At 39.1% G+C, this 12,422-nt stretch carries 14 protein-coding genes and 1 pseudogene; 6 read left to right on the top strand and 9 right to left on the bottom strand.

Annotated features, from left to right (window positions below):
• Positions 1–201 precede the first annotated feature (201 nt).
• From AB1467_06610 to AB1467_06590, 5 genes are read right to left on the bottom strand one after another with little or no spacing between them, the layout of a single operon-like run.
• The gene (locus AB1467_06610; GenBank protein ID MEW6295925.1) at positions 202–945 is read right to left on the bottom strand and encodes a hypothetical protein; all 744 of its coding nucleotides are present in this window, start codon (positions 943–945) and stop codon (positions 202–204) included.
• A gap of 7 nt (positions 946–952) precedes the next feature.
• Positions 953–1,597, bottom strand: a complete 645-nt coding sequence (locus AB1467_06605) for a hypothetical protein (GenBank protein MEW6295924.1) — start codon at positions 1,595–1,597, stop codon at positions 953–955.
• A 56-nt stretch (positions 1,598–1,653) separates the two neighbouring features.
• The gene (locus AB1467_06600; protein MEW6295923.1) at positions 1,654–2,214 is read right to left on the bottom strand and encodes an HNH endonuclease; all 561 of its coding nucleotides are present in this window, start codon (positions 2,212–2,214) and stop codon (positions 1,654–1,656) included.
• 17 nt (positions 2,215–2,231) lie between these two features.
• On the bottom strand, positions 2,232–2,630 hold the full coding sequence (locus tag AB1467_06595) for a hypothetical protein (protein MEW6295922.1): 399 nt from the start codon (positions 2,628–2,630) through the stop codon (positions 2,232–2,234).
• A 4-nt stretch (positions 2,631–2,634) separates the two neighbouring features.
• A complete protein-coding gene (locus tag AB1467_06590) occupies positions 2,635–3,597 on the bottom strand; it encodes an S-methyl-5-thioribose-1-phosphate isomerase (GenBank protein MEW6295921.1) in 963 nt (320 codons plus the stop codon).
• Positions 3,598–3,764: 167 nt separating this feature from the next.
• On the opposite strand from AB1467_06590, the gene ftsZ reads away from it, so the two are divergent.
• The 4 genes from ftsZ (at position 3,765) to AB1467_06570 (ending at position 6,094) form a co-directional block, all read left to right on the top strand.
• Entirely contained in the window at positions 3,765–4,880 is a 1,116-nt protein-coding gene (gene ftsZ / locus AB1467_06585; GenBank protein MEW6295920.1) for a cell division protein FtsZ, read from the top strand.
• Positions 4,881–4,948: 68 nt separating this feature from the next.
• Entirely contained in the window at positions 4,949–5,134 is a 186-nt protein-coding gene (locus tag AB1467_06580; GenBank protein MEW6295919.1) for a protein translocase SEC61 complex subunit gamma, read from the top strand.
• 13 nt (positions 5,135–5,147) lie between these two features.
• Entirely contained in the window at positions 5,148–5,597 is a 450-nt protein-coding gene (locus AB1467_06575) for a transcription elongation factor Spt5 (GenBank protein MEW6295918.1), read from the top strand.
• A gap of 26 nt (positions 5,598–5,623) precedes the next feature.
• On the top strand, positions 5,624–6,094 hold the full coding sequence (locus AB1467_06570) for a 50S ribosomal protein L11 (GenBank protein MEW6295917.1): 471 nt from the start codon (positions 5,624–5,626) through the stop codon (positions 6,092–6,094).
• 21 nt (positions 6,095–6,115) lie between these two features.
• On the opposite strand, the gene AB1467_06565 is transcribed toward AB1467_06570, so the two are convergent.
• From AB1467_06565 to AB1467_06555, 3 genes and pseudogenes are all read right to left on the bottom strand, one after another.
• Complete coding sequence (locus AB1467_06565; protein MEW6295916.1) at positions 6,116–6,832, bottom strand: anaerobic ribonucleoside-triphosphate reductase activating protein; 717 nt, start codon at positions 6,830–6,832, stop codon at positions 6,116–6,118.
• A gap of 8 nt (positions 6,833–6,840) precedes the next feature.
• Positions 6,841–9,113, bottom strand: a pseudogene (locus AB1467_06560) (ribonucleoside triphosphate reductase).
• 5 nt (positions 9,114–9,118) lie between these two features.
• On the bottom strand, positions 9,119–9,277 hold the full coding sequence (locus AB1467_06555) for a hypothetical protein (GenBank protein MEW6295915.1): 159 nt from the start codon (positions 9,275–9,277) through the stop codon (positions 9,119–9,121).
• Between the two features lie 206 nt (positions 9,278–9,483).
• On the opposite strand from AB1467_06555, the gene AB1467_06550 reads away from it, so the two are divergent.
• Entirely contained in the window at positions 9,484–10,386 is a 903-nt protein-coding gene (locus tag AB1467_06550; protein MEW6295914.1) for a glycosyltransferase, read from the top strand.
• On the top strand, positions 10,383–11,465 hold the full coding sequence (locus AB1467_06545; GenBank protein ID MEW6295913.1) for a radical SAM protein: 1,083 nt from the start codon (positions 10,383–10,385) through the stop codon (positions 11,463–11,465). Before AB1467_06550 ends, AB1467_06545 begins: the two co-directional genes overlap by 4 nt.
• Here the strand turns inward: AB1467_06545 and AB1467_06540 are convergent.
• On the bottom strand, positions 11,454–12,392 hold the full coding sequence (locus tag AB1467_06540; protein ID MEW6295912.1) for a glycosyltransferase: 939 nt from the start codon (positions 12,390–12,392) through the stop codon (positions 11,454–11,456). The genes AB1467_06545 and AB1467_06540 overlap by 12 nt on opposite strands.
• Positions 12,393–12,422 lie beyond the last annotated feature (30 nt).

The raw sequence follows: 12,422 nt of genomic DNA, 5'->3' as shown, positions 1-12,422 counted from the left end.
TATAGATTTACCACACTCCCTAAGCAAAATGCGCCAACACAGAAGCGTTCATGCGGCGAATGGGTTAAATTTTGTGCGCTGACCAAGAAAAAATTCTGGCCATTTAAATAGAGTTGCGCTGTAACGTAACCCCCCGAATTCTTGGCGAGTTTTGGGGTATATGACAATGGTTTATTAACCGCTGAAGTTAGTCACATAGCCTCAAATTTTTTCCAACAAATCCGTAAGCGTGGTTTGCCCTATTTTCAGCATTGTGGCTGACGCTGCAATTGTGCCGTCTATTTTGAATCTTTCAAGCTTTTCCTTGAATCCTTTTGCAAGTTTTTTGTCCAAACCCTTTGTTTTTACTCTTTGGCCTTTTTTCACAACCCACAAGCCAAGATTGTTTTCCAGCAGAGCGTAAAGGTCTGCTATGTCTTTTGTTCTTTTGAAAGCATCGCTTCGTCCAGGAATAGACGTCAGCTTCATTTCAATCAGTATTTTGGGAGAAGGAACCATTACGTGAATGTCTTTGATTTTTACGTGTTCTTTTTCTTTCTTGAAAACCTTTTTGAGCAATGGCTCTGGCATTGAGTGCCCTATTTTGTTTGGCGTGGTAATGTCAAAGTAGACGTATGAAAGATTGTGGATTGGGTGTTTTTTGCTTTCTTCCAAGCCAAGCTCTTTTCCCGTTTCGCTATGGAATATTTTTACCCAGCGGAAAGTGGAGTGTGGATGAAAACCCATACTTTTGAGTTTTTCTTCAATGGCTTTTGGATTTATTTTTGCAGGGTCAAAGAAAATGTCAATGTCTCTTGAACCAATGTGAACAACATCCTTGTTTTTGAGAGTGTAATGCACTGCCCAGCCACCCATCAAGCCAATTTCATCAATCTCGGTCTTTCCAAGGTTCTTAAAGAAAGTATACAGGAATTCGTCTGACTTTTCAATCATCAGTTTTTCCATTTGAGAATCACAGCCTGTTGTTAAGCCATTCTTCCATCAGAAAGCTTGCCTGTTCTTCAGCCAAGCCGCCGAAGCTCAAGAGATCGCTCAAAAGAATTGGCGCTGGCGCAATGGAATAGCCTCTCACTTTTGTGGCGTCCTTGAAAAAAGCCCCTTGTTCTGTTGGAATCAAGAATAAATTTGCCTGGCTTTTTTGGGCTTTCAGGCAGTTTTTTGAAAGCAGGTATTTGCCCCACTTTTCTTCCTCCCTTTTTTTTATGTAAGCGTGTACTTGGTCTGTTTTCACGTATTGCCTGTAAAGCTCGCTTCCCGCAAAAACAGTGAAAGCAAGTGGCAATTTTGATTCTTGAACCATTTTCAGGGTTTTAGAAAATTCAAGCGGCGAATGAAAATTAAGCGTTTTCAAGCTTCCAACAGGCCTTGCAAGCGAAACAAATCTAACCAAATCAACAACCCTTGTAACACCATATTCTGCGGTCTTTGGGTCTTTTTCTATAAAACCTTTGTTCTCGAGCTCTTTGACAAAACTAAATGTTGGTCTATATGACAATCCGACAGAGCCTTTGCTCAGCTCGTGAATGCTCCATTTTTTCCCCTTGTTTTTCAGCATCCACAAAATGGAAACCAAACGCTTTTCAGTCAACTCCAACATGATTATAGTTGTTAAACAACTAATATATAAATATAACGACCTATGGTCTTTTGAGGTTAAAACTCACCCAAACTCCGCTGCTGCTGACCTTGGCTGGCCGGATTTCTGGCCGCTTGATACTGGTATGCCAAGGCAATGTTTGTCTTTTCATCGGTCGCCTTTCGTGAGGTTACGAAACCGAAAAGTGGTTTGAGATAAGCCCAATCCTGCCTGAATTCCATTTTTTCCTCAAGGCCAAGTTCCCGGATTATTTCAGCATCGGTCTTTCCAGACGCTCGCAGTTCCCTAGTCTTTGCGACAATCTCGTTTTGGCTGTATTTCGCTTTTTTGTACAAGTCAACAACACCCTGCAATACGCAACCCATTCCCGCGTGTTCAATGAGGTTGCACATTTGGCAGACAACCATGAGGTTTGAATGGCGATTGTTATTTGGGTTTCCGTTAATGTGGTGCACGATTTGCCATTTGTCTGATTTGAAGCCGCAATACTGACAGGCATAATCATCACGCTCAAGAATTTTCTGGCGAATTTGCTTCCAGTCTTCCCTGCGGGTTTGGTCTGCTGTAATTGTCCGCCAAGTATTGGGGTTTGCGTACGATGGAAACAATTGTTTCATGTTCTCACTTGACTGCATCAAAAATTAAAAAAGTAATATAAGTAATATTTGATGTAATATTCAAATTCATTGAAGCACATTCGTTTATTGCATGTGAGAGCTTTTTCAAATTTTGTGCATTGGTCCATGTACTCAGCGGAACTGTACTCATCGTAAGTTTCACCGCATTTTAGAATAATATTTCCTGATTCATTATAATATTCTCTTGTCCAATAAGGCGTGTCAACTTTAACATAAGCTTTTTCCTCATTATCTGTGCATTTAGAAACATGAAGCATACTCATTGTAGTAATCCCTAGTTTGTTACATGCTTCTTTTTCTTTTGTTGGCAAATAATAAATAAAAACAGCCGATATTATTACAACAAGTAAAATTAGCCCTATTGTCAAATGAAATTTGTATTTTTTGTAGTCCATGATTTCACAATTCCTTTATTGTCCTGTATATGTCTAAAAATTCTTCTTTTTGTTTGTCGAGGTGGAGTTCCTTGTATTTCAGCTGGCAGAGGCTTTCCGGTGTTAGAACGCCTTTTTCTGTTATTATGCCTTCAATGAATTCTGCTTCAGTCCTGTCAAAGGCAGGATTCCTTATGCTTAAATTCTTCAATTTTTTGTCCCATACTTCGCTTGGATTTCTCTCTTCAATTTTTTCTTCTATTCCATAAAAAGTAAGAGGGTCAAAGGCATGGGAGGAGGTTGCAGCGTAGTAAGGCACACAGAATTTTTTTGCTGTTAAGGCAATGCCTGCTGTGCCAATCTTGTTTATTACCGAACCGTCTGCAAGGACTGCATCTGCTCCAGTAAAAAATAAATCGCATTCTTTCATGAAGGAAAAGACAGCGTTGTCCGCTATTAATATGACTTTGATTCCTTTTCTTGCAAGGTTTCTTGCAGTAATTCTTCCTTGGAATAATGGCCTTGTTTCAGTGCAGTATACTTTCCTTAATTTCTTTTGCTTGTGTGCTAATAAAAGGATTTCTTCTACTGTGTTTGAATGGCAGTGTGTAAGAACAATTGAATTTTTTGGTATGAGCCTTGCGCCGTATAGTGCAATCAATTGCATTGCCTTTATTCTTTCTTTCTCGTAGTTCATGCACGCCCTGTAAATGTGTTCTTTGAGTTCATTCAGGGAGTCTGTTTCGTGCAGTGCCTTCCTTAAAATTATTCTTACTGCTGTCCTGAGCTCTGGTTCAGTAGGCCTTGCGTTCAGTATGAGGAGAAGATTTCTTTTAAGTTCTTTCTTGAATTCATGGACTTCTTTTGTTTCTGTGTGCTTTACGCTTTCTGCTATTGCTTTGACTGCCTTCTCCCTTACTTTTGAGGCTCCCTGTATTTTTAAATCCCTTATGGCTTGAGCAATAGCTTTTAATCCTTTTCTTTTCATAATTAATTTTACCTTTGCCTTTTAATTATTTTCCAGTGACAAAACAAAATGATTGATTTTTTGCAGGAAATTTTTTGTTTTAATACTATTAATGGTTTTGCTTTTTATAAATTTATTGGAGGTTTTAGGTCTTGAAGTCTGTTGTAGAGCGCGCAGTAAGGAAAGCCTTGTCTGAAGGAGGCAAATTAGGCCCTAAAGGAAAGAGGCTGCCTCAAGGGGAACAAGACGAAGAATTAGTGAGATTGCTTGAAGCCAGCAGGGCAAAAATAAGGGTTGTGGGTGTTGGAGGCGGAGGCTGCAATACTGTTGACAGGATGAGTGAAATTGGAATTCATGGAGCTGAAACAATTGTAATGAACACTGACGCTCAAGACCTTCTCTCTGTTCAGGCTGAAAAGAAGCTTCTTATAGGAAAAAAATTAACTAAAGGATTAGGCTCAGGAAGCAATCCTTCTATTGGAGAGGCAGCAGCGCAGGAGTCAATTGAAGATGTTTCCGGGATACTGAATGATTCTGATTTGGTTTTCATTACCTGCGGTTTAGGCGGAGGCACAGGGACTGGGGCTTCACCAATTGTGGCAAACATTGCAAAAGGATCTAAAGCCTTAACAATTTCTGTTGTCACCCTGCCTTTTACTGTTGAAGGAAGGAAGAGAATGGAGAACGCATTGGATGGATTGGCTAGATTGAGAAAGGAGTCAGATACTATAATTGTTATCCCGAATGATAAAATTTTAGAGATTGCCCCTGACCTGCCTGTTACTGCGGCTTTCAGGGTTGCAGATGAAGTGCTCACAAATGCAGTGAAAGGCATAACTGAAATGGTCACAAAGCCTGGGCTGATCAATTTGGATTTCGCTGACCTGAGGACAATACTGGATAAAGGCGGTGCAGCAATGATTGGATTAGGTGAAAGCCATGCAGAAAAAGCAACTGACTCAAGGGCTTTGGAGGCAGTGGAGAACGCTTTGACTTCTCCTTTGCTGGATGTAGACATAAGTGAGGCTGCAAGGGCTTTAGTGAATGTTGTTGGGGGCGCAGACATGACTTTAAGGGAGGCAGAAATGATTGTGGAAGCAGTAAGCTCTAAAATTAATGCTAACGCCCATATCATTTGGGGGGCAATGATAGAGGAAGACCTTCCAAGGAACCAGATCCAGGCAATGGTTGTAATTGCCGGAGGGAAATTCCCTTACCTGGGTTCAGGGAGTGGAGCAAAGCAGTTGAAGGAATTGTATAATGACGAAGGAGAAATTGATTTGGGGATTGAATTCACTGGATGAAATTTAAGGCGTAATTAAGAATTGTTTTTTATTTGTATTGCAGGAAAATCTTTTTTTTGGTGAAAAAAATGTTTAATTTGAGTCCTTTCATTGAGTCAAGCAGGAGGATCTTCACTGTAGCCAGAAAGCCTGACAGGGAAGAATTCATGGTAATGATTAAGGCAACAGGTCTGGGCATACTATTGGTTGCAGTAATTGGTTACATAATGAAATTGATTTTTACTTTTATTTCAATGGGCTTCCCGAAAATATGATTTTTATAATGGAATGATACTAATGATCTTTACTCTTAGAACAACAGTAGGCCAGGAGTCCTTGGTTGTTGACATCCTTTCAAACAAGGTAAAAGAGGAAGGATTAAGCGTTTATTCTTTGAGCGTTATTCCAGGCCTTAAAGGATACGTGCTCATAGAGGCAGACTCAGAGCTAACAGTAAGGAGGGCTATTGCCAATACCCCTCACATTAAAGGAAAGGGAATTGTGGGAGGCCAAGTAAAAATTGAAGAGCTTTCTTCCCTGCTTGAAGCAAAGCCTTTAATGAAGTCCATAAAGGAAGGAATGAAAGTAGAATTGATTACTGGGCCTTTCAAGGGAGAAAAGGCAAGGGTGCTCAGGGTAAATCCAACAAAAGAGGAAGTCACAGTTGAATTGCTTGAGGCAGCAGTAAAGATTCCTGTGACAATAAGGGCAGAGCACATCAGAATTCTAAAAGAATGAATTATATTTTTTAATGAGGAAAATTTATGCCTGAAGTCAAAGTAATGGTTGAAGCAGGAAAAGCAACAGCAGCAGCTCCTTTGGGTCCAGCGTTAGGTCCTTTAGGAGTAAACATTGGGGCTATTGTAGCTGAAATTAACTCCAAGACAAAGGCTTTCGAGGGAATAAAGATTCCAGTCACAATAGAAATTGACTCAAAGAAAAACTTCACAATAAAAGTAGGAAGCCCTCCCACTAGCGCCCTCATAAAAAAAGAATTAAATCTGCCAAAAGGTTCTCCTAACCCTAAAGAGCAGATTGTAGGAGACATTTCAATAGAGCAGGTCATTAAAGTTGCTGAAATGAAGATTGACTCAATGAAGTCTTCAAGCCTGAAAAGCGCTGCAGCAGAAGTCATGGGCTCCTGTTACTCTTTAGGCCTCACGGTAGACGGAGTAAAACCCGATAAAGCAATTAAAGCCCTGAAAGAAGGAAAATACGATTCTTATTTCAATTGATTTTCCTGTTTTTTTTTTAAATCAGATTCCCCTGACACCGCATTCCCCAAAGAAAGGCTTCATTAATTGTGCTAATTCCTTTAATTTCTCTGGAGGATAAGGCTTTTTTTCCTTGAATTCGGGGTCAAGCAATTCTGTTTGATTATTGAATTGCTGCAAAAAGTATTTTTTTGCTCCCATAAGCCATTTTCCTATTGAGATTGCATCTTCTCTTGAAAAAAATTCCGGTACAATGGTTGTCCTGAACTCGTACTCAAGACCTGAATTCATTATCAGGTCAATGCTCTCCTGCACTGCCTTCTTGTCTACCTTTACTCTCGCAATTTCATCGTATTTATCTAAAGGCCCTTTGATGTCCATTGCAATGTAGTCCAGTAATTTTTCTTGAATTAATTCTTTTAATATCAAGGGATTGTTTCCGTTAGTGTCCAGCTTGACTTTCAGCTTCAATTCCCTTTTTATTCTCTTAACGAATTCCTTTAATTCTTTGCCGTAGAGCGTTGGCTCTCCGCCTGTAATACAGATGCCTTCAATGAATTCCTTTCTTTCGTCAAGCAGTTCAATCATTTCCTTTTCAGGGATTGAAACAAGGCTTTTATCATCCCTTACAAGCAAGGGGTTCTGGCAGTAAGGGCAAGAGAAATTGCATTTCGAAAGAAATAAAGTAGAGGCAATGTGCCCCTGAAAATCAATTAAAGTAGTCTTCTGTATTCCCTTGAATTCCATTTTTTCCTTCACTTTTTTTTTTACTTTAATTCTTTTTCTTTTATTTCATATGTTTTCCTGTGCTTGAATTCCTCTTGTTTTCCTTCATTCCATGACTGTACTGGCCTGAAATAGCCTACTACCCTGCTGTATACCTCGCATTCTTTTCCGCATTCCTTTTCTTCCATTTTATGTCACCTCATTCAATTATTTATTTTGCTGCCGTGGGACAGTTCTTGTGCTCTCCCTTGATGTAGCCGTGCACTGGGCAGATGCTGAATGTTGGGGTTACAGTGAAGTAAGGCAGCCTGAAATTCTCTGCAATCTTCTTCACCAGCTTCTTGCATGACTGGTTTGAGTCAATCCTCTCTCCAATGAAGCCGTGCAATACTGTTCCCCCAGTGTATTTTGTTTGAAGTTCGTCCTGGTGCTTTAATGCCTCAAATATGTCGTCAGTGTAGTCCACTGGCAGGTGCGTTGAATTTGTATAGAAAGGCGTTCCATTCCCTGCTGTAATTATTTCAGGGTAATTCCTCTTGTCAATTCTTGCAAGCCTGTAAGACGTTCCTTCTGCTGGCGTTGCCTCCAAGTTATAGATGTGGCCTGTTTCTGCCTGGAATTCAGTTAATTTCTCTCTGAAGAAGTCTAATACATCCAAGGCTAACTGCTTTCCCTCTTTTTCTGCAATGCTCTGGTGCAGGAAATTAATGCCTGCCTCATTCATTCCCACTAATCCAATCGTGGAGAAATGGTTGTTCAAGTGCCCTAAATATCTTTTAGTGTAAGGAAGCAGGCCTTGCTGCATGTTTTTTTCTGCTTCCTTTCTTTTTATTTCAAGTGAATCCTTTGCCAGCACCAATAATTTTCCGAGCCTTTCAAAGAATTCCTCCCTGCTTTTTGAAAGAAAGCCAATCTTAGGCATGTTTATTGTTACTACCCCAATGCTTCCTGTCTGTTCTCCTGAGCCGAACAAGCCTCCAGTCTTTGCCCTCAATTCATCTAACCTTAACTGTAATCTGCAACACATACTGCGCACATCCTGAGGCTTCAAGGAACTGTTAATAAAGTTCTGGAAGTATGGGATTCCATACTTTGCTGTCATTTCAAATAGAAGGTTAGCATTCTCTGTGCCCCAGTCAAAGTCTCTTGTAATATTGTATGTTGGAATAGGGAAGGTGAAGATTCTTGCATTCATGTCTCCTGCGCTCATTACCTCAATGAATGCCTTATTGATCCAGTCCATTTCTTCCTGGTAATCTGAATAGGTGTCTTTCTGCAGTTCCCCCCCAACTATTGCTTTATGGTCTTTCATGTCTTCAGGCACAGTCCAATCCAAGGTAATATTAGTGAATGGAACCTGGTTGCCCCAGCGCGTTGTCTGATTGATTCCATAAACGAATTCTTGTATGCTCTGTTTTACCTGCTTGTAATTCAGTTTGTCTTCTCTCACTAAAGGTGCAAAATAGGTGTCAAAAGATGATACTGCTTGAGCGCCAGCCCATTCATTTTGAAGAGTACCAAAAAAGTTGACTAACTGGCCTAAGGCTGCATTGAAGTGCCTTGCAGGCTTTGCTGAAACCCTTCCTCTCACTCCATTAAATCCTTCCATTAACAATTGCATTAAGCTCCAGCCAGCGCAGTAAGCAGTGAAGGTTCCAACACTCAAATCGTGAATGTGGAAGTCTGCTTTTCTGTGCGCTTCAGCTATTTCTTTTGGGTAAATATTGTTTAGTGCGTATTCTGCAATTATTTCACCTGAAATGTGCGCCTGAAATGCAGAAATAGAGAAGTCTGCGTTGGCGTTCTCTTTTACGCGCCAGTCATTAATATTCAGATAGCTGTTAATTATTTCGTTTGCTTTTGTAAGATATGATTTTAGGTCCCTCATTTCTTTTCTTTTCTCTCTGTATAAAATGAATGCTTTTGCTGTTTTTGTGTGGCCTTCTTCTATCAATACTTTTTCTACTGCGTCCTGGACGTCTTCAACTTTTGGTGTCTTGTTTGAGCCAAATTTTTGTTCTAATAATTCTATGACCTTGTCTGAAAGCCCTTCTGCAATGCTCTTGTCTGTTCCTCCAACAGACTGTGCTGCCTTGAATATGGCTTCAGTGATTTTATCCTTGTCAAAGGCAACAATTCTTCCATCCCTTTTTTCTACGAATTCGATTTTGGGCAGGGATTCAATTCTCTCGTAGGTTGTAAAGCGCCTGCCGCACTTTAGGCATTCCCTTCTCCTCCTATTGCTCTTTTCTTCGTCATTAATTCTCTTATCTATTACTCTTGTCTCAGTGTTATTGCAGAAAGGACACTTCATGCTATTCACCCCTCAATTTCATTAAAAAACAAATTAACCTCACTATATGTTGTGTTTGTAATAAATAAAACACTATATGTTGTTTTTTTTAGGATTAATAATGTGTCCTTGGATATATTTAAATATTTGGTTTGAATTTCTAACCCCCAGTTGTTTTCAGCCAATTTTACGTTTTTTGTACCAAAAAACTATTATTTATATTTTGCATTTTTTTTGTCCTTCAGGAAGGTTTCAACCCAATTCAATAAAAGAGAGTGGTTGGCATGCAACAACAAGGGCGGAAAAAATTTTTGTAAAGGAAATTGCAAGGAGATTTTTTCTCTCCTTTTCCGCCCTCTTATTTTTTATTTTAAGCAGTCAATATTAATGTATGAAAGTGTCTATTGTAATTCCCTGCTATAATCCAGAGAAAACAATTGCCCTTACATTAAGTTCAATTCTTAAATCTGATTTCCCTAAAAGCCAGTTTGAGGTCATAGTAGTGGATGATGGAAGCATCGACAGCACAAGGGATATAGTAAAAAAATTTAAGGGGGTAATTTTGGTTCAGCAAAAACATAAAGGTCCTGCTGCTGCAAGAAATCTTGGGGCAAGGAAAGCAAAAGCAGGAATAATAGCCTTTCTTGACTCTGACTGTGCTCCAGAAAAAAAATGGCTTAAAATAATGGTTAAAGAAATGATGAACAGAGAAACAACTGCTGTTTATGGGTCATTGATTGACGGAGAAAAAAATATTTACTCAAAAGCAATCCACCTTGACTGGGCGCATTCACTGAACCCAAAAATGAAGAAAGAAGAGAGAGTTCTTGCAACAAGCGCAAACTTCTGCATTAGAAAGAAAATATTTAATGAATTGAATGGATTTGATGAGGAAGTGCTTTGGACAGAGGATACTGCACTTTCAATCAAACTAAAAAATAAAAATTACAGGATAGTTTTTCTCCCTGAAGCTAAAGCAAAGCACTTTCACAAGATAAAAAACCTGAAAAATTTTTTATTCCACAGATTTGAGCACGGCATAGGGGAAGCATACGTGAATCTGAAATACGATAATCCTTTCTCTTGGAGTTTTCTCTTCAGGAAAAATTTTTATGAAATGCTTCTGTTCCTTCCAGTTCTTTTCGTTGTTTCCTTTTCGTTTGTTTTATGGAAGAATTTAAAATATTCCCCTGAAGTTATTCTTTATGCTCCTCTGCTCTTTCTTGGGAGAATTTATTGGAGCGCAGGAGTAATGAAGGGAGTTAAAAAATTCAGCGAGGCGGGCGATAAATGATTGGAAAATCATTCAAATGGCTTTTAAATCCCCGAAAGAACAAATTGCCCCCTTACATGATTTTCTTTGTTACAAGCAAATGCAACAGCAGGTGCAAAACCTGCTTTAACTGGAAAAATTTGAACAGAAAAGATGATTTGTCGCTTGAAGAAATAAAAAGAATTTCAGAAAACATGCATGAACTCGCATGGCTTCATTTGAGTGGAGGAGAGCCTTTTCTGAGAAATGATTTGCCTGAAATCTGCAGGGTTTTTTTTGAAAACAATAAGGCGGAAAACATTGCAATTCCAACAAACTGCCTTCTTCCTGAAAAAATATACAAGACAACAAAAAAAATTCTCTCAGAATGCAGTGAAATAAATCTTACAATTCTGCTCTCTCTTGACGGCTTGGAGAAAACGCATTACTCGATTCGAGGAGTAAAGGGTAATTTTCAGAAGGTTCTGAAAACAGAAAAAAAACTTAGAAAACTGAAAAGAGAATTCCCCCAGCTTTCCACAATGGTGTGCACTGTTGTATGCAACCAAAACTACGGTGAAATGGGCGCTTTAATGGATTTTGTAAGGGATGAAATGGATGTTGACTTTCATACAATTGAGATAATTAGAGGCAACCCAAAAAACCCGGAATTAAAGCCCCCTACAGCAGAGCAGATGGAAAAGCTTTTTGGTGAATACAGGGAAAACCTGAAAGCCTATTCTTCAAGGGACAAAAGGTATTACAAGAACAGTTTTTTCATGAAATCATTCTATCCTCTCATGGCATTCAAGATTAATTCTTTCCTAAATAAAATACAGCTTGAGACATTAAGGCAGGAAAGGCAGGTGATTCCATGCCTTGCAGGAAAGGTTGCAGGGGTAATTAATTCAGACGGCAGCCTTTCTTTATGCGAACTCCTCCCAAGCATTGGAAGTCTAAGGAAAGCAAATTATGCTTTTTCTTCTGTGTGGTTTTCAAAAAAAGCAGATAGACAGAGAAAAATGATTGAAGGGGAAGGGTGCTATTGCACGCACTGCCTTTTTCAGGTCAGGAACATAATTTTCAATCCAAAACTCTACTTTAAAGTTCTAACGGCTTAATCCTAGTTGCCAGCCTTCTTCAGTTGAAAGATTTCTTTTCCTTACTGCATAATTAATGTATGAAATCCCTGAAAGAACCCACCATAAGAGAACCCCAAAAACATGTTTTGGTTTTTTTACTCTTGGAAGATTTTTGAGGGCGTAAAAGAATAGCGAAAGGCTTGTTTTTGCAGTAAAATTATTTGACCCATATTTCTCTCTTATCTGTTTCTGCGCAATAAAGCCTCTGCTTCTCTGTTTCAGTATTCCTTTCAAGTCAATTGAATTGTATGCTGGAATGAAATAAGGCTTTGAGCCGAAAGGAAGCAGTTTCACTTTCAATCCTTTTCTTTCAATTTGCAGGAATCTCTCTGCGTCATCTGCAAGCGTTGTTGCTTCTCCAACAGAGTTTTTCCTGAAAAAATGAACAAAGAAGGGATAGCTGGCTTTTCCAAAATCTGCAAACCTTTCTCCGTTAATTTCTTTGGTGAAGAATTTGTTTTTGTATTCTGTGATGAAAAGAAGGTTCCATGCTTCTCCTGCAAACAGGATTGAATTGCTTTTTTTGAGTATTTCTGGGGCAAAGGTTAAAGCGTAATGGTCTCCTAAACCCCCAATGCTTTTGTCTTCAAAGCATTCAATCATTTTTTTTAAATCATTTTTTCTTGCAACAAAAATCCAGTCAGCATCATTTATAACGCATATTTCACCGCGCGCTTTTTTGACTAATTCGTTCAACACTTTATGCTTTCCTTTTCTTTCTTTGAACTCAAATAATTTAATCTCTTTAAATTCTCCAGCCACTTCTTTTGTTCTGTCAGTGCAGCCGTCAAGCCCAACCAATATTTCAATGAAAGGGCAGTCTGCTTTCAATTTTATTAAGGGCTCTAGGGCAAAGCCTATCATTTTTTCCTCGTTATGGGCCGGAATTATAAATGAAACCACCATTTTTTTGCCCGAATAGCTTTTCATTTAAAA

It is taken from the genome of Candidatus Diapherotrites archaeon, from assembly GCA_040755695.1.
GTDB lineage: Archaea > Iainarchaeota > Iainarchaeia > Iainarchaeales > 1-14-0-10-31-34 > JBFMAK01.
Note: the sequence above shows the minus strand (reverse complement) of the source record. Positions and strands in the feature narration are given on the sequence as shown.